This is a genomic window from Streptomyces sp. NPDC051576, from assembly GCF_040681835.1.
Classification (GTDB): domain Bacteria; phylum Actinomycetota; class Actinomycetes; order Streptomycetales; family Streptomycetaceae; genus Streptomyces.
Window position 1 is genome coordinate 263890 of record NZ_JBFAZO010000003.1, and the last position, 17604, is coordinate 281493.

The 17604-nt window shown below is 70.6% G+C and carries 16 protein-coding genes and 1 pseudogene; 11 read left to right on the plus strand and 6 right to left on the minus strand.

Annotation, left to right across the window (positions count from 1 at the left end):
* Positions 1-1365: a PLP-dependent aminotransferase family protein gene (locus AB0M63_RS11015; protein ID WP_366019165.1), complete on the plus strand. Its 1365-nt coding sequence runs from the start codon at positions 1-3 to the stop codon at positions 1363-1365.
* 87 nt (positions 1366-1452) lie between these two features.
* Positions 1453-2680: pseudogene (locus AB0M63_RS11020) on the plus strand (MFS transporter).
* 243 nt (positions 2681-2923) lie between these two features.
* Here the strand turns inward: AB0M63_RS11020 and AB0M63_RS11025 are convergent.
* Positions 2924-3370 carry an ATP-binding protein gene (locus AB0M63_RS11025; RefSeq protein ID WP_355910452.1) on the minus strand — a complete coding sequence of 149 codons (447 nt, stop codon included), beginning with the start codon at positions 3368-3370 and terminating at the stop codon, positions 2924-2926.
* A 236-nt stretch (positions 3371-3606) separates the two neighbouring features.
* On the opposite strand from AB0M63_RS11025, the gene AB0M63_RS11030 reads away from it, so the two are divergent.
* The 9 genes from AB0M63_RS11030 (at position 3607) to AB0M63_RS11070 (ending at position 13420) form a co-directional block, all read left to right on the plus strand.
* Entirely contained in the window at positions 3607-4443 is an 837-nt protein-coding gene (locus AB0M63_RS11030) for a hypothetical protein (protein WP_366019166.1), read from the plus strand.
* Positions 4444-4595: 152 nt separating this feature from the next.
* Positions 4596-5312: a YcnI family protein gene (locus AB0M63_RS11035; RefSeq protein WP_366019167.1), complete on the plus strand. Its 717-nt coding sequence runs from the start codon at positions 4596-4598 to the stop codon at positions 5310-5312.
* Positions 5313-5406: 94 nt separating this feature from the next.
* Positions 5407-6057, plus strand: a complete 651-nt coding sequence (locus AB0M63_RS11040) for an SCO family protein (RefSeq protein ID WP_366019168.1) — start codon at positions 5407-5409, stop codon at positions 6055-6057.
* Positions 6054-6500 (plus strand): copper chaperone PCu(A)C, encoded by a 447-nt coding sequence (locus tag AB0M63_RS11045; protein ID WP_366019169.1) that lies wholly within the window; start codon positions 6054-6056, stop codon positions 6498-6500. The genes AB0M63_RS11040 and AB0M63_RS11045 overlap by 4 nt, the downstream gene beginning before the upstream one ends.
* Before the next feature lie 15 nt (positions 6501-6515).
* A complete protein-coding gene (locus AB0M63_RS11050; RefSeq protein ID WP_366019170.1) occupies positions 6516-8480 on the plus strand; it encodes a copper resistance protein CopC in 1965 nt (654 codons plus the stop codon).
* A gap of 7 nt (positions 8481-8487) precedes the next feature.
* Positions 8488-9798, plus strand: a complete 1311-nt coding sequence (gene efeB, locus AB0M63_RS11055) for an iron uptake transporter deferrochelatase/peroxidase subunit (protein ID WP_366019171.1) — start codon at positions 8488-8490, stop codon at positions 9796-9798.
* Between the two features lie 71 nt (positions 9799-9869).
* On the plus strand, positions 9870-10802 hold the full coding sequence (gene pheA, locus AB0M63_RS11060) for a prephenate dehydratase (RefSeq protein ID WP_366019172.1): 933 nt from the start codon (positions 9870-9872) through the stop codon (positions 10800-10802).
* A 540-nt stretch (positions 10803-11342) separates the two neighbouring features.
* Entirely contained in the window at positions 11343-12620 is a 1278-nt protein-coding gene (gene serS, locus AB0M63_RS11065) for a serine--tRNA ligase (protein WP_355910427.1), read from the plus strand.
* Positions 12617-13420 carry an HAD family hydrolase gene (locus AB0M63_RS11070; protein WP_355910424.1) on the plus strand — a complete coding sequence of 268 codons (804 nt, stop codon included), beginning with the start codon at positions 12617-12619 and terminating at the stop codon, positions 13418-13420. The genes serS and AB0M63_RS11070 overlap by 4 nt, the downstream gene beginning before the upstream one ends.
* A gap of 314 nt (positions 13421-13734) precedes the next feature.
* On the opposite strand, the gene AB0M63_RS11075 is transcribed toward AB0M63_RS11070, so the two are convergent.
* From AB0M63_RS11075 to AB0M63_RS11095, 5 genes are all read right to left on the minus strand, one after another.
* A complete protein-coding gene (locus tag AB0M63_RS11075) occupies positions 13735-13977 on the minus strand; it encodes a hypothetical protein (protein ID WP_355910421.1) in 243 nt (80 codons plus the stop codon).
* A 79-nt stretch (positions 13978-14056) separates the two neighbouring features.
* Entirely contained in the window at positions 14057-14776 is a 720-nt protein-coding gene (locus tag AB0M63_RS11080) for an ABC transporter permease (protein ID WP_366019173.1), read from the minus strand.
* A gap of 11 nt (positions 14777-14787) precedes the next feature.
* On the minus strand, positions 14788-15699 hold the full coding sequence (locus AB0M63_RS11085) for an ABC transporter ATP-binding protein (RefSeq protein WP_355910415.1): 912 nt from the start codon (positions 15697-15699) through the stop codon (positions 14788-14790).
* Complete coding sequence (locus tag AB0M63_RS11090) at positions 15696-16604, minus strand: ABC transporter permease (protein WP_355910412.1); 909 nt, start codon at positions 16602-16604, stop codon at positions 15696-15698. The genes AB0M63_RS11085 and AB0M63_RS11090 overlap by 4 nt, the downstream gene beginning before the upstream one ends.
* Positions 16594-17574: an ABC transporter ATP-binding protein gene (locus tag AB0M63_RS11095; RefSeq protein ID WP_366019474.1), complete on the minus strand. Its 981-nt coding sequence runs from the start codon at positions 17572-17574 to the stop codon at positions 16594-16596. Before AB0M63_RS11095 ends, AB0M63_RS11090 begins: the two co-directional genes overlap by 11 nt.
* Between the last annotated feature and the right edge of the window lie 30 nt (positions 17575-17604).

Below are 17604 nucleotides of genomic sequence, written 5' to 3' on the forward strand. Positions count from 1 at the left end.
GTGAACGACTTCTGGTCCGGCGTCGGGGTCGACCTGCATCTGGAACCCGACCCGGAGGGCGGCCGCCGGGTCGGTCTCGAACGCGCGCTGCGGGACGCCGTACGCGACGGCCGGCTGGCCCCCGGGACCCGCCTCCCGGCCACCCGCCGACTCGCGACCGAACTCGGCGTCTCCCGGGGCACCGCGAAGGCGGCCTACGACCAGCTCGTCGCCGAGGGCTATCTGACCGCGCGCCAGGGGTCCGGCACCCAGGTCGCCCTGCTGCCCTCGGTCGACGCGGAGGCACCGGGGGCGGCGGCACGCGCGCGCGTACCCCGTTTCGACCTGCGGCCCGGGAGTCCCGACGTCGGCGCGTTCCCGGCGGCGGCCTGGCTGCGCTCACTGCGCCGCGCCATCGCGACGGCCCCCTCCCTGGCGTACGACTACGGCGACCCGCGCGGCCGTATCGAACTGCGCACCGCGCTGTCGGGCTACCTGGGGCGGGCACGCGGGGTGATCGCGCCACCGGAGCGGATCGTGATCACTTCCGGGTATGTGCAGGGGCTCGCGCTCCTCACGCGCGTGCTCGACGGTTCCCGGGTGGCCATGGAGGATCCCGGACTGCCCTTCCACCGGGAGGTGGTGCGGCACAACGGCGGGCACGTGGTGCCCGTACGGGTCGACGAACGGGGCGCCCGCGCCGAGGAGTTGGGGGACGCGGCGGCCGTGGTGGTGACACCGGCCCACCAGTACCCGACCGGCGTGACCCTGCATCCCGAGCGCAGACGGGCGCTCACCGACTGGGCACGCGCGCGTGGGGGGCTGATCGTCGAGGACGACTACGACGGGGAGTTCCGCTACGACCGGCAGCCCGTGGGCGCGCTCCAGGGGATGGCGCCGGGGCAGGTCGTCTACCTGGGCACCGCCTCCAAGACGCTCGGGCCCGCGCTGCGGCTCGGCTGGATGGTGCTGCCGCCCCACCTGGTCGACCCGATCGCCGACGCCAAGCTGCACAGCGACCACCACACCGAGACCATCGGCCAGTTGGCGCTCGCCGAACTGATCGACAGCCATGCCTACGACCGCCACGTGCGCGCGTGCCGGCTGCGGTACCGGCGCCGCCGCGACCAGCTCCTCGGCCGGCTCGGGACGCGCAGAAGCGTGCGCGGGATCGCGGCCGGGCTGCACGCGCTGGTGGAGGTGGACGACGAGGAGGCCGTGCTGGCGCTGGCCGAGAAGGAGGGGCTCGCGGTCGGACGGCTCGGGGAGCACTGGCACGCGGGTGGAGAACACCCTCAAGGGCTGGTGGTGGGGTACGGGACGCCTCGGGAGCGGGTGTATCCGGAGGCGTTGGAGGTGTTGGGGCGGGTGCTGGAGGGGGCGTGAGGGGATCGGCTCACCCCCAATTGGGCCAGTGAATATGACGCCTATTGGACCTTATGACAGGTCCAACCTCGGCCTACCGTCGTAGTCATGACGAACTCGCTCGTCCCGCCCGCGGGCCCGCAACGCACCCTGGCACTGGCCCAGTTGACCAACTCCGTCGGCGACGGCGCCTACTACGTGACCTCGGCGCTGTACTTCACCCACGTCGTCGGCCTCGCCCCCGCGCGCGTGGGCCTCGGGCTCACCCTCGCGTGGGCGGTCGGTTCGCTGGTGGGGGTGCCGCTGGGGCGGCTGGCCGACCGGCGGGGGCCGCGCGGTACGGCGGTGCTGCTGGCGCTGGCGACGGGGTTCGCGGTGGCGTCCTTCCTCGTCGTACGGGGGTTCGTGCCGTTCGTGCTCGCCGCGTGTGCCTACGCCTCCGCGCAGTCGGGGCTAGCGGCGGCCCGGCAGGCGCTGCTGGCGGGGCTGGTGTCCGCCGGGGAGCGGACCGGGCTGCTGGCCCATCTGCAGTCGACGCTGAACGCGGGGCTCGCGGTGGGCGCGGGCCTGGGCGGGCTCGCGCTGCGGGCGGGGACGCGGTCGGCGTACCTCGGGGTGTTCGCGCTGGACGCGGTGAGTTTCCTGGTGTGCGCGGGGCTGCTGCTGCGGCTCCCGTCGGTACGGGCCGCCGGGGTGCGGAAGCCCGACGGTCTCGGTGTCCTTCGGGACCGGCCGTATGCCGTCGTCACGCTCCTCAACACCGTGCTGCTGCTCCGGATGCCGCTGCTCAGCCTCGGGCTGCCGCTGTGGGTGGCCGAGCGGACGAACGCGCCGACCTGGCTGGTCTCTGCCCTGTTCGTGCTCAACACCGGTGCGGTGATGGTCTTCCAGGTCCGGACGGCCCGCGGGATCACGGGAATCGCGTCCGCCACGCGCGCGGTACGGCGGTCCGGCTGGGTGATGCTGGCGGCCTGCGCGGCCTTCGCACTGTCCGCGGGCACGTCGCCGTGGGTGGCCGTGGGGGCGCTGGTGGTCGGAGCGGTACTCCAGGTCGCCGCCGAGATGGGCCAGTCGGCGGGTTCCTGGCAGCTCTCCTTCGACCTGGCACCGGTCGGCCGGGGGGGGCGAGTACCAGGGCTTCTTCGGTACCGGCGTCACCGTGGCCAGGACGATGGGCCCCCTGGTGCTGACGTCCCTCCTCCTGGAGTGGGGCACCCCCGGCTGGCTGCTGCTGGGCGGGGCCACGGTGGCGGCGTCGTACGCGATGGGCCCGGCGACACGGTGGGCGGCCACCGGTCGCGGGGTGGCTGTCAGGCAGCCGGCGCTGGTGAGTTGACGACCGACAAGGAGCCCCGCACTTCCGCGAGGGCTCCACGCGCGTGTGGAGGTCGGTGTCCTGGAGGGTGCCCATCACGATGAACAGGACCTCGAGGCGGGCCTGGGTCTCGCTCGCCCCGAGACGGCCCGCCGTGTACTCCCGCACCTGCGCCTCCAGGCGCTCGCGCTGTCCTTCGGCGGTGCAGAAGGAGTCGGGGCGGTACGGCTCCGTGGGCCGCGTCCCGCATCCGGGGACGCGCCCTCACACCGCCATCAACGGCGCGTCCTTGCGCCACTTGAGGATCTTGTCGAAGCTCACCACCGCGCCGCCCACACCCGGCTTGTTGCCGATGTGGACATGGTCGGCGAGTTCCTGGATGAGGCACAGACCGCGGCCGTTCTCCGCCTCGCTGGGGGCCGGCCGGACGGACTGCGTGCGGGTGAAGCCGGGGCCCGAGTCGGCCACCTCGATCCGGCACTTCTCCCCGTCGAGATACGCGGTGACCCGGTACGCCTCCGAAGAGGCGCCGTGCGCGGTGTCGCCGCCGTGCTCCACGGCGTTGGCGCAGGCCTCGGTGAGGGCGACAGAGAGGTCGTAGGAGATGTCCGGGTCGACGCCCGCGGTCTCCATCGTGCCGAGGAGCAGTCGCCGGGCGAGCGGAACGCTCGCGGCCTCGCGCCTCAGATGGAGTGACCACCAGATGCTCATGCTCCAGCCTCCCGGCCGCGGCTCGACATACCGATACCTATTGCCGCCAGTGCCCCTGTGTAAGCACGGAGTTGACGTGATGCCGCCCATATGGGGGATGTGTCCCAAACGTAATTGGTGTATCCGGAGGTAGCTCACGTCGGAGAGTGATCTTCGTGATCTACGACACATCGAGGTCCCGATGTTGCGGACCTGCCGTATGGCGGCGATAAGGCCGGTGCGATGATGAGCCCGCCATGACTGCCCCCCACCCACGTACGGCGCGCTCCGGCGGTGAACTCCGGGTCCTGCGGGCCGCGGTGTTCGCCGCGGTCTGTGTCGTGCTGGCCGCGGCCGGTCATGCGATCGCCTCCTGCGCCACGGTGCCGCTGTGGACCCTGGGCGCGGGCTTCCTCGCCACGTTCCTGGTCGTGGCGCCGCTCGCCGGGCGCGAGCGCTCCCTGCCGGGGATCGTCGCGCTGCTCGCGGTCGGACAGGCCGTACTGCACACGCTGTTCGGAATCGGTCAGACGGCCACCACCGTGTCGACCGGCTCCCTCTCGGCCTCCGACGCCACACTCGTCGCGCGCGCCGCGCATCTGCTGTGCGGGACCACCGCGGCGGCGATCAGCCCGGCGCAGGCCCACCAGATCCTCGCCAACGCGCGGTTGCTGCCGGCCTCGGGCTCGATGGGTTCGATGAGCGGCATGGGGGCGATGCACCACCCGGCGGACGCCATGTCCACCTCCGCCGGCTCCTCGATGTCCCTGTTCCCGTCCCTGTCCATGCTCCTCGGCCACGTCCTCGCGGCACTCGCCGCGGGCTGGCTGCTGCGGCACGGGGACCTGGCGCTGCGGCGCCTGACGGAGCTGTCGGCGCACGGAGTCGCGGAAGGGGCGCTCGTACGGTCCCTGCGCGGAGCGCTCGCCCTGGTGCGCGCCCTGCGGGCCGGGCTGCCGGGGGCGCCCGAAGCGGGCCCGCGCCCACGGCGTACCGCCCTGTTCGCACCGCCCGCGCCGCACACCACCGCACTCCAGCACTCGGTGATCCGCCGCGGCCCGCCGGCCGCCGCCGCACACGTACTCGCCGCCTGACGCGACGCGACCCCCGTCCCGCACTCCTTCCTGGTGCGTGGAGAGGCCGCCGTCGTGCGGCACACGCGCGTGCCCGAGTTTTCAGCCGGGAACCACGCGCCCCCTCTTCACCACCGGAACTCACTCGAACTCGAAGTGGAGTGCTCCTTTCCATGAAGGCTTCTCGTATCGCCGCCGCCGCTGCCGTCGCCGGCTCGGCCGTGGTCGTCCTGTCCTCCCCCGCCTTCGCGCACGTCTCCGTGCAGCCGGAGGGCGCGGCCGTCAAGGGCGGCTACGCGGTCGTCGACTTCAAGGTCCCGAACGAGCGCGACGACGCCTCGACCACCAAGCTGGAGGTCACCTTCCCGACCGACCACCCGCTGGCCTCCGTGATGCCGGAGCCGATCAGCGGCTGGACCGTCAAGGTCACCAAGTCGAAGCTGGCCAAGCCGGCCGAGATGCACGGCGAGACGATCACCGAGGCCGTCACCAAGGTCACCTGGACCGCGACCGGCAAGGGCGTCGAGCCCGGCTACTTCCAGAAGTTCCCGGTGTCCGTCGGCATGCTGCCCACGGACACCGACCAGCTCGTCTTCAAGGCGCTCCAGACGTACTCCGACAAGGAGGTCGTGCGCTGGATCGAGGTGCAGAAGGACGGCGCGGAGGAGCCCGAGAACCCGGCACCGGTGCTCGAACTCACCGCCGCCTCCACCTCCGGCGCGACCGCCGAGGACGCCTCCGAGAAGACCGAGAACACCGCCGCCGACACCACCTCGGACGTCGGCTCCTCCGACACCACCGCCCGCGTCCTCGGCGTGGTCGGCATCGTCGTCGGCGCGGCGGGCGTGGCGTACGGCGTTCTCGCCGGTCGTCGGCGTACGACCGTCTGAGGCCCGTCCGCTCATGGCGCGCACAGGGGTCCGTGCGACTCTTGCGTACGACCCCGGTGCGCGCCGGAGCTCTCACAACTGGGACATTTTTCCTATGCGCAAGAAGACGTTCGCGGCGGCCGCGCTGCTCGCCGCCGCCACCCTGACGCTCTCCGCCTGCGGCAGCGGCGACGACGGCAACAGCCCCGTCGCCGTGGTCTCCGAGGACACCGCGACCCAGGCCGCCACCGTGCTCGACACCCCGTTCGAAAAGCCGGACCTGGTCCTCACGGACACGCACGGCAAGAAGTACGACTTCCGGGCGGAGACCAAGGGCCGGCCGACGCTGATCTACTTCGGCTACACCCACTGCCCCGACATCTGCCCGCTGACGATGAACAACATCGCGGTCGCCAAGAAGGCGCTGCCCAAGGCCGAGCAGGACAAGCTGCTGGTCGTGTTCGTCACCACCGACCCGGCCCGGGACACCCCCTCCGAACTCGGCAAGTGGCTCAAGGGCATCGACACCCAGTTCGTCGGTCTGACCGGCTCCTTCGCCACCATCCAGGCCGGCGCCCGCTCCCTGGGCATCTCCATCGAGCCGACCTCCAAGGACAAGAACGGCAAGCTCGTCTCCGTCCACGGCACCCAGGTCGTCGCGTTCTCCCCCAAGACCAACGGCGGCTATCTCCTCTACGGCCAGGACACCACCGTCGACGACTACACCAAGGACCTCCCCAAGATCATCAAGGGGGAGACACCGTGAGGCGGTTCGCCGTGCCGGTCGCGGTGCTGACCGGGGCGCTGGTCCTCACCGGCTGCGGCGGCTCGGACGACGCGAAGGCCCAGCTCTCGGTCGGCTCCGCCTATATGCCCCAGCCGGTCTCGGACATGGCGGCGGGCTTCCTGGAGATCGCCAACAAGGGCGGCGCCAAGGACGAGTTGACCTCCGTCACCAGCGACGCCGGCCCCGTCTCCGTGCACGAGACGGTCGGCCAGGCGATGGAGGAGGTGACGTCCCTCGATGTGCCGGCACACGGTCAACTCGTGTTCAAGAGCGGGGGCAACCACCTGATGTTCGACAAGCTGAAGCACACGCTGAAGCAGGGCGACAACGTGACCGTGAAGCTGCACTTTGCCAAGTCCGGCCCTCTCACGGTTGAGATGCCCGTCAAGTCGGCCACGTACAACCCCACGACCGGGCACTGAGGGAGGGACCCCACCTTGAAGACGACCATCACCCCCCGAGTCCGCAATCTGGTGCTGCTGTTCCTGGCCGTCATCGGCATGCTGTTCGCGGGTGCCGGGCCGGCCTCCGCGCACGCCGCCCTGACCGGCAGCGACCCCTCCTCGGGGGTGGTGGTCAACAAGGCTCCGACGCAGGTCTCGCTCACCTTCTCCGAGAAGGTCGCCACGAACGACGACTCGCTGCGCGTGCTCAACCCGAAGGGCAAACGCGTCGACGTCGGCAAACCGTCCAACATCAGCGGGACGACGTACGCCGTGCAGATCCGCAGCGGGCTGCCCGACGGCACCTACACAGTGGCCTGGCAGGTCGTGTCGGCGGACAGCCATCCCGTCGGCGGCGCCTTCACCTTCTCGATCGGCGCCCCCTCGAAGACCACCGTCTCCGCGTCGACCGACCAGGACGTCGGCGGCGGCCTCGTCGGCGGGCTGTACGGCTTCGGGCGCTACATGTCGTACGCCGGCTTCATCGTGATGGTGGGCGCCGCCGCCTTCGTCCTGGCCTGCTGGCAGCGGGGCGCCGGGGTGCGCGCCCTCCAGCGGCTGGTGGTCTCCGGCTGGGTCTCGCTGACCGCGGCGACGCTCTGGCTGCTGCTCATCCGGGGCTCGTACACGACCACCGGGAAGTTCGGCGACATCTTCGACCTGAACCTCCTCGGCCAGGTCCTCCAGACCAAGCCGGGCGCCGCGCTCGTCTCCCGGCTGCTGCTGCTCGCCGCCGCCGCGCTGTTCATCGCCGTGCTCTTCGGCGCGTACGACAAGCGTGAGGACGAGGAGAAGCGGGACCTGACCTTCGGGCTGGCCATCGGCGGCGGGGTGGTGGCCGCCGGGCTCGCCGCGAGCTGGGCCCTGGCCGAGCACGCCTCGACCGGGCTCCAGCCCGGCATCGCGATGCCCGTCGACGTCGTCCACCTGCTGGCCGTCGCGACCTGGCTAGGCGGCCTCTCCGCCCTGCTCGTGGCCCTCTACCGGGCCCCCTCCGACAACCCCGTCGGACGGGTGGCCGTACAGCGCTTCTCGCGCGTCGCGTTCGGCAGCGTCCTAGCACTGGTCGCGACCGGCATCTACCAGTCCTGGCGCCAGCTCGGCTCCTGGTCGGCGTTCACCGACACCGGCTACGGCCAACTGCTGCTCGTGAAGATCGGGCTCGTGGCGCTGCTCGTCGGCATCGCGTCGATCTCCCGCCGCTGGACCGGACGGCTCGCGGGCACGGCCGAGACGGCCGTAGCGGAAAAGGAAGCCGGGGACTCCGAGCAGGCTGAGGAGCGCGAGCCGGACAAGGAGAAGGAGCACGTCACGGCGTCCGCCGCAGCGGTCGACTCCGGTGCCAAGGCGTCTGCCGGATCCACCGCCACCGGCGACTCCAAGCGCGCCGCCCAACTCGCCCGCCAGCAGGCCGCCGTGGACACCGCCCGGCAGAAGCGGCTGCGGGACTCCGATCCGAACCTCTTCGGGCTGCGCCGTTCGGTCCTCGCCGAGGCCGCCGTCGCCGTCGTCGTCCTCGCCGTCACCACGGCCCTGACGACCACCGAACCGGGCCGCACGGAGGAGGACGCCAAGGCGGCCAAGGCTTCCTCCTCATCCGCCGCCACCTCGTCCTCCGGTGCCCTGACCCTGGACATGTCCTTCGACACCGGAGGCACGGACGGCAAGGGCGTCATACGGGTCGACCTCGACCCCGCGCGGGTGGGCGGCAACGAGATGCACGTCTATGTGCAGCGCCCCAACGGCCGGGCCTTCGACGTCCCCGAGGTGAAGGTCGCCTTCACCCTCGCCGCCAAGAACATCGGCCCGCTGCCCGTGACGCCCGACCGCATCACCACCGGGCACTGGGCAGCGAACGGAATCCAGATCCCCATGGCGGGCGAATGGAAGATCTCGGTGACCGTGCGGACCTCCGACATCGACCAGACGACCGTCGAGAAGAACGCGCAGATCGGCTGAGCCACCCATGCCTGACCAGTCCATTCCCGAGGCCCCCATCGCAGAGGCATCCCCCGGGGCGTCTCCCGGGGAGGCCCTTTCCGAAAACGCCTCCCCAAGGGAGGGCGTTTCCCGCCGACGGCTCCTCGGTACGGCCGGTGCCACCGGGCTCGTCCTCGGTGCCGGGGGCGGAGCCGTCGGCTACGCGGCCGCCCCCGCCGGGGCCACACCGCTCACTTCCCTGGGCGCGGACATGGCAATGTTTCACGGGAAACATCAGCCCGGCATCACGGAGGGCCTCCAGGCCCGCGGTCACCTCGTCGCCTTCGACCTGGCGGCGGGCGCGAGCCGCAAGGAGGCGGCGGCTCTGCTGCGCCGCTGGTCGACCACGGCCGAGCGGCTGATGGCGGGCGAACCGGCCGCACAGGACGACACGGATGTCGCCCGGGACGCGGGGCCCTCGTCGCTGACGATCACCTTCGGCTTCGGCAACAGCTTCTTCTCCCGTACGGGCCTGGAGAAGCAGCGCCCCGCCTCCCTCGACCCGCTCCCCGACTTCTCCTCCGACCACCTCGACAAGTCGCGCAGCAACGGCGACCTGTGGGTGCAGATCGGCGCCAACGACGCGCTGGTCGCCTTCCACGCCCTGCGCGCGATCCAGAAGGACGCGGGCAGCGCGGCCAAGGTCCGCTGGCAGATGAACGGCTTCAACCGGACGCCGGGCGCGACGACCCGCACCATGACGGCCCGCAACCTGATGGGCCAGCTCGACGGCACCCGCAACCCCAAGCCGACCGAGTCCGACTTCGACAAGCGGATCTTCGTGCCGACGTCCGGTTCGACCGACCCGGCGTGGATGGCGAACGGTTCCTACGCCGTCGTACGCCGGATCCGCATGCTCCTCGACGACTGGGAGAAGCTCTCGGTCGGCGCCCAGGAGAACGTCATCGGGCGCCGCAAGTCGAACGGAGCCGCGCTGTCCGGGGGCGGTGAGACGACCGCGATGGACCTGGAGAAGACCGACGCGAAGGGTGCGCTGGTCGTCCCCATCAACGCGCACGCCCGGATCGCCCGCCCCGACCAGAACGGTGGCGCGGCGATGCTCCGGCGCCCCTTCTCCTACCACGACGGCATCGCGGCCGACGGCACCCCGGACGCCGGGCTCCTCTTCGTCTGCTGGCAGGCCGACCCCTTGCGCGGCTTCGTCACCGTGCAGCGGAAACTCGACCGCGGCGATGCCCTGTCGACGTACATCCGCCACGAGGCGAGCGGCCTGTTCGCGGTACCGGGCGGGGCGGCGAAGGGCGAGTACGTGGGGCAGCGGCTGCTGGAGGGGTGAGCCCGTCGCCCTATGGGGTGGTCGGCCAGGAAGCGTGCCCCGGGTTTGGCAAGGGCCATTAGGGTGAGGTCATGCCAGCCAGCTATGCGTATCTCGGCCCTGAGGGCACCTTCACCGAAGTCGCCCTGCGCACGCTTCCCGAGGCGGCCACCCGTGAGCTGATCCCGTACGTGTCGGTGCAGTCCGCGCTGGACGCGGTGCGGGCCGGCGAGGCCGAGGCCGCGTTCGTGCCGATCGAGAACTCCGTCGAGGGCGGTATCACCACCACCCTGGACGAGCTGGTCGCCGGCGCGCCGCTGATGATCTACCGCGAGGTGCTGCTGTCGATCACCTTCGCGCTGCTGGTCAGGGCCGGCACGAAGATCTCCGACATCAAGACGGTCTCCGCCCACCCCGCCGCCCAGCCGCAGGTCCGCAACTGGATGAAGGCGAACCTCCCGGACGCCCTCTGGGAGTCGGCCGCCTCGAACGCGGACGCCGCCCGCCTGGTCCAGGAGGGCCGCTACGACGCCGCCTTCGCCGGTGAGTTCGCCGCCGCCCGGTACGGTCTTGAGGCCCTGGAGACCGAGATCCACGACGCGGAGAACGCGCAGACGCGGTTCGTGCTGGTGGGCAGGCCGGCCCGCCCGGCGGCCCCGACCGGCGCCGACAAGACGTCCGTCGTCATCTGGCAGCGCGACGACCACCCCGGCGGTCTGCGCGACCTGCTCGGCGAGTTCGCCACCCGAGGCATCAACCTCATGCTGCTCCAGTCCCGCCCGACCGGCGCCGGCATCGGCAATTACTGCTTCTGCATCGACGCCGAGGGGCACATCTCCGACCGCCGGGTCGCCGAGGCCCTGACGGGGCTCAAGCGGATCTGTCTGCAGGTGCGCTTCCTCGGTTCGTACCCGCGTGCGGACGTCGGCGTGGACGGGGTGCGGCCGCTGTTCCCGGGGACCTCGGACGAGGAGTTCCTGGCGGCGGCCGACTGGGTCGCGCACTGCCAGGACGGCCGTTTCTGACCGGTAGTACCTGCGTATCTTCGTTATCCACAGAAGTTATCCACAGGCAAGCTTCTCGACCTGGGGACAAGTCGACACCGACGTGCGATGCAGTCGACAAATCGCCCTACAGCCCATGATCGCGTCCATCGACGCGTAGGTCACTCTTCGTCCACCCGTTTCCTTCGAGCAATCCTATGGAGCGACGCAATTCCACCCGAAAGTGGGTGTGAGGGGCGTTTGGGTCGGGAATTCCTCGACCCGGGAACCCCTTTCGGAATGATCACTTCCGGCATCCACAGATCTTCCACACAGCCTGTGGATAACTCTTCCGGGATGTGGATTCCTGTGGACAACCGCGACCTCAAGTCCCGTTCTCCACAAGGGATTCGAGTCAACAGGCCGCCTCACACCTGCCCCCTTCCAGGGAGTGAGGCGTCCTTTTATTGACTCGCTCCGACATGTTTCAACACTCTTCGCAATTGCCCCATAACTGGATGTAAGCCGCAGTTCGGAATGCTGAGTCGTGAGCCGGAACCCGGCACCGGTAGCCTGGTCCGCGTGATTGACCTTCGCCTGCTCCGTGAGGACCCCGACCGTGTGCGCGCGTCCCAGCGCGCCCGTGGAGAGGACGTCGCGCTCGTCGACGCTCTCCTGTCCGCCGACGAGCGGCGCAGGTCGTCCGGCGTCCGCTTCGACGAGCTGCGCACCGAGCAGAAGTCGCTCGGCAAGCTCATCCCCAAGGCCTCCGCGGACGAGAAGGCCGAGCTGCTCAAGAAGGCCGGCCAGCTCGCCGCCGACGTCAAGGCGGCCGACGCCGAGCAGCACGAGGCGGACGAGGAGACCAAGCGCCTCGCGCTCCAGCTCGGCAACCTCGTGCACCCGGACGTGCCCGTGGGCGGCGAGGAGGACTTCGTCGTCCTGGAGACGCACGGCACGATCCGCGACTTCGCCGCCGAGGGCTTCGAGCCCAAGGACCACCTGGAACTCGGCGAGGCCCTGGGCGCCATCGACGTCGAGCGCGGCGCCAAGGTGTCCGGCTCGCGCTTCTACTACCTCACCGGCATCGGCGCCCTCCTGGAGCTGGCGCTGGTCAACGCGGCGATCGCACAGGCCACCGAGGCCGGGTTCGTCCCGATGCTGACGCCGGCGCTGGTCCGCCCGCGCGCCATGGAGGGCACCGGCTTCCTCGGCCAGGCCGCAGAGAACGTGTACCACCTGGAGAAGGACGACTACTACCTGGTCGGCACCTCCGAGGTCCCCCTCGCGGCCTACCACATGGACGAGATCCTCGACGCCGACAAGCTGCCGCTGCGCTACGCGGGCTTCTCCCCGTGCTTCCGCCGCGAGGCCGGCACCTACGGCAAGGACACGCGGGGCATCTTCCGCGTGCACCAGTTCGACAAGGTCGAGATGTTCTCGTACGTCCTCCCCGAGGACGCGGAGAACGAGCACCGGCGGCTCCTGGACTGGGAGAAGCAGTGGCTGGAGGGCCTCGAACTGCCCTTCCAGGTCATCGACGTGGCCTCGGGCGACCTGGGCTCGTCGGCGTCCCGCAAGTTCGACTGCGAGGCGTGGATCCCGACCCAGGGCAAGTACCGCGAGCTGACCTCGGCCTCCAACTGCGACAGCTTCCAGGCCCGTCGGCTGTCCGTGCGGCTGCGCGACGGCAAGAAGGTACAGCCGCTGGCCACGCTCAACGGCACGCTGTGCGCCGTACCGCGCACCATCGTGGCGATCCTGGAGAACCACCAGCTCGCCGACGGTTCCGTGCGGGTGCCCGAGGTGCTGCGTCCGTATCTGGGCGGCCGTGAGGTCCTGGAGCCGGTCGCCAAGTGAGCGCCGGCTTCCCCTACAGGCTGATCGCGACCGACCTCGACGGAACGCTTCTGCGGTCCGACGAGTCGGTCTCCGGGCGCACCCGTGACGCCCTCGCCGCGGCCACCGCGGCGGGCGCGGCCCATATCGTCGTGACGGGCCGCGGGGTCCCCTGGACCCGGCACATCCTCGACGACCTCGGCTACGACGGTCTCGCGGTCTGCGGCCAGGGCGCCCAGGTCTACGACGCCGGGGAGCACCGCCTGCTGACCTCGGTCACCCTGGACCGTCAACTGGCCGGTGTGGCGCTCGCCAAGATCGAGGCGGAGGTCGGCCCGCTGTACCTGGCGGCGAGCCGGGACGGCCTGGAGGGCGAGGTGCTGGTCGGCGACGGATACGCGGTCACGGGCCCACTGCCCACGACCCCGCTCTCGGACGTGTCCGAGCTGTGGGCCGCACCGCTGAACAAGATCTACATCCAGCACCCGACCCTCACGGACGACGAACTCGCCGCGGCGGCCCTGCTGGCCGCGGGCGGCTTCGTCTCGGTCGCGATGGCGGGCGCGGGCATCGTCGAACTGCTTCCGCTGGGCCTGTCCAAGGCGACCGGTCTCTCCCTCGCGGCCCGCCGCCTGGGCCTGAAGGCCGCCGACACGATCGCCTTCGGCGACATGCCCAACGACATCGCGATGTTCGCGTGGGCGTCCCGGGGCGTGGCGATGGCCAACGCGCACGAGGAACTCAAGGCGGTGGCCGACGAGGTGACGTCCTCGAACGAGGACGACGGCATCGCGGTGGTGCTGGAGCGGTTGCTCGCGTAGGTGTGGGCAACCGCCCCAGCTCGGCTCGCCCCCTGCGATGGGGGCAACAGGGAAGGCGGCCCACGCATCCGCAGTGCGTCGCGTGCTCGAAGCGGCCGCCCCGGGCAGCTCCCCGTGATGGGCGACTCGACGGAGGGGTAACTACTCCGGAGACCGCCTCGGGCTGCCCTGAAGGGAGTTGGACGTCCTGTCGTGCATCGACATCGCCCAGCTCCTCTCCCAGTCGGTGGCGCCGGCTGATCCGGCGTCGACACAACAACTGTGCCTGTACGCCGAGTTGGGCGCCACCGAATAAAAGGGCGGCCGTACGGCGGCTAGCGGAGGCGCCACCTGCGCCGACGCGCCTTGCTGAAGAACCAGCCCGCGGGCGGCTCGTCGGAGCGCCAGGGCTGTGGCTCGGGCGACTCGGCGCGCCAGCGGGCCGCGAGCATGCGGGCGCGGGCGGACGGCTCGGCCGTCTCGGCGGAGCGTATGAACTCGTCGTCCAGGACCAGTTGTTGGTCCCAGCCGTCCCCCGGCTCCGCCTGACCGGCGCCGTCCGTTGCCTCTCCAGCCATCCCCGTCCTCCTAGCCGTGCGTCCCCGTTTGTCCAGTGTGCCCGGACAGAGATGAAGTCCCCGTCAAGATCGGGACCTGTCATTCCTCGCCGGCGAGCGTCAGCGAGCGCAGCTTCTGTCCGGCGAACCAGGTGGCTCCCGCGGTGACCAGGACCAGGAACACCGTCGCCGTGGTCAGTCCGACGTCCGAGGTCACCAGGTCGCCGCCGGACACCTTGTGGGCGACGGCCAGGGACCACTGCTGGACGCTGAGCGCGCGGGCGCCGGCGACCAGGGAGCCGAACAGGGCCTCCCAGACGAGGGCGTAGACGAGTCCGAAGACCACCGCGTGCCGGGAGACCGTGCCGAGCAGCAGGAAGAGCGCCGCGTAGGCGATGGAGGCGACCAGGGCTGCCACCGTGTAGGCGACGGCGATCTGCTGGCCGTTGCCGTTGAGGATGAGGCCGGCGATCAGCATGGGGACCGCGGAGAACACCATGGTGACGGCGATCGCCACGATCAGCTTGGTGAAGATGATCGTCGGCCGCTTCAGCGGCTTGGACAGCAGGTACACCACCGAGCCGTCGTCGATCTCCGGTCCGATCGCGCCCGTGCCCGCGATGACGCCGATGATCGGCACCATCGTGGCGAGGCCGAGGCCGCCCAGGACGTCCACCGCGGTCTGGTCGTCGGCGCCGGCGAGGCCGCGCACCACCACGGCGATCAGGATCAGCAGGACGGGCAGGGCGCCCAGGATGAGGGCCCGGCGCCGGCCGAGCAGGGCCCGGTAGGTGAGTCGGGCGACTGTGGGGTCGTACATCTCTTGGCCTCCTACGCCGCGACGAGATACGAGAAGACGGATTCGAGCGACTCGTCGGACGGCGAGACCGTGAGCAGCCGGATGCCGTGGTCCCTGGCCACCTTGGGCAGCAGGGCGGTGAACCGGCCGAAGTCGACGGCCTGGATACGCAGCGCGCCCTCGGCCAGGTCGACCTCGATGCCGGAGGTCGACGGGTCGGCGATCAGCGCGGCCGCGAGGGCGCGGTCGTCGCTGGAGCGGACCAGGTAGCGGTGCGGACGGTCGGTCATCAGGCGGCGGATCTTGCGGAAGTCGCCGCTGGCCGCGTGCCGTCCGGCGACGACGACCTCGATGTGCCAGGCGAGCTGTTCGACCTCTTCGAGGATGTGGGACGAGAACAGCACCGTGCGGCCCTCGTCGCCCATCTTCCGCAGCAGGTCCATGAGTTGCATGCGCTGGCGCGGGTCCATGCCGTTGAAGGGCTCGTCGAGCAGGAGCAGCGAGGGGTCGTGGACCAGGGCGCTGGCCATCTTCACGCGCTGGCGCATGCCCTTGGAGTACGTGGAGATCTTGCGGTCCTGCGCGTACTCCATCTCGACCGTGGCCAGGGCCTTTTGGGCGGCCTTGGCGCCCAGGCCGTGCAACTCGGCGTTGGCGACGACGAATTCGCGTCCGGTGAGGAAGTCGTACATCCCCTCGCGCTCGGGGACGATGCCGATGTGCTTGTAGATCTGCTCGTTGCGCCACACCTGCTGGCCGTCGAGGGTGACGGTGCCGGTGGAGGGGGCGAGGAAGCCGCCCATCATGTTGATGAGGGTGGACTTTCCGGCGCCGTTGGGGCCGAGCAGCCCGGTGACGCCGGGGCCGACGTTCATGGTGATGTCGTTGACGGCGACCACGTTGCCGAACCAGCGGGAGACGTGGTCGATGGAGAGCGTGGTCACAGGCCCACCTTCCGGTAGCGGCGGATCAGGAGGCCGTAGGTCGCGGCGATGAGGCCCAGGACGGCGAGGACGTAGACGACGCCCTGTCCGTGGGAGGGGCCGACGCCTCCGGGGAACGCCGAAGTGGCGCCCAGGAAGGCCGATTGCAGACCGTCGATGAGGGTGACGGGCGAGAAGAGGCCGATCCAGGGGATGGCGCTCGTGGCGTTCTGCGCGTCGGCGATCGCCTGGAGGGTGGAGACGGCGCCGTAGGAGATGGTCAGTACGGCGATGACGGCCGCGATGCCGAAGCCGCGGCGCGGGGTGACCGCCGCGATGACCAGTCCGATGCCGGCGAAGAGCAGGGAGAGGAGGGTCACGGAGACGAGCCCCTGGGCGAAGCCCTTGGTCTGGTCGGCGAAGTCCAGCTTGGCCAGAAGGGCGCCTACGTAGAGCACGATCAGCGGGGCGGCGGTCAGCACGAACATGGCCGAGGCGAGGGCGGCGAACTTGGCCCTTACGTAGTCGGCGGTTTCGATCGGCCGGGAGAAGTACAGCGGGACGGTCTTGAAGCGCAGGTCACGCGATACGGACTGGGGTGCCTGGGAGGCCACGTAGAGGCTGATGACGGCCTGCATGATGATCGCGTAGCGCGTGTAGTCGACGGGCAGGTCCTTGGCCTTCGTGGCGACCGCGACGGCCACCATGATGGCCGCGGGCACGCACATGACCACGAACAGCAGCATGGGCAGCACCTTGGACTTCACCGAACGGCCGAGGCCGTAGGCGCCGCGCAGGGACTGCGAGTAGAGGGAGCGGCGGGCGTAGGCGCGGCCGAGGCGCGGGCCGTCGTAGTTGCGGTAGCCGATGTTGTGGATGCGGGTCTGGTCGCCCGGCTGGGGGACCAGGGGCTGGTCAATTGCCATGGCCTACGGCCTCCTTCCGCTCTGCGTCGCTGTCGGTGCCGGTCTCGGTGTCGGTGAAGACCTCGGAGATGTGGTGCCTGCGCTGCTCCATGCGCACCAGTCCGAGGCCGAGGTCCGCGATCACGTCCCGGACCAGGTCGTACGTCTCCTCGCCGGTGGCCGTCAGGAGCAGGACATGGCCGGCGCCCGGCAGACCGCTGCCGTCGTGGGTGTCCACCCCGCGCGCGTGGAGCGCGTCGCGCACCGCTCGGGTGCCGTCCGGGTGCTCGTCGGTGTCGGTGACCTCGATCGCCAGGGTGGTCGTGGTCTGGGTGAAGTCCGTGGTGGAGCTGGAGCGCAGCAGCTTGCCGCCGTCGACCACGATCACGTGGTCGCAGGTGCGCTCCAGTTCGCCCAGCAGGTGCGAGGTCACCAGGACCGAGATGCCGAAGTCCGTGTGGATGCGGCGGATGAGGCCGAGCATCTCGTCACGGCCGACCGGGTCGAGGCCGTTGGTCGGCTCGTCCAGGAAGACCAGCTGCGGGTCGTGGACGAGGGCCTGCGCGAGCTTGACGCGCTGCTTCATGCCCGTCGAGTAGCCGCCGATGGGACGGTAGCGCTCCTCGTACAGGCCGACATGGCGCAGCGTGTCCGCGGTCCGCTCACGCGCGGCGGTCGGCGGGAGGCCGGACATGCGCGCCATGTGGACGACGAACTCGGTGGCCGAGACGTCGGGCGGCAGGCAGTCGTGCTCGGGCATGTACCCGACACGCTCGCGGATGGCGGCGCCCTTGGTGGCCACGTCGAGTCCGAGCACTTCGGCTCGCCCCTCCGTCGCCGGGGACAGACCCAGCAGGATCTTGATCAAGGTGGACTTGCCGGCTCCGTTGGCACCGACGAGCCCCGTAACACCGGGTCCGACGTCCACGGAGAGCCGGTCAAGCGCGGTCACCCGGGGGAACCGCTTGCTCAGGCTTTCGGTCGCGATCACAGTCACGTCTTCGAAGGTAGTGACGCGGAC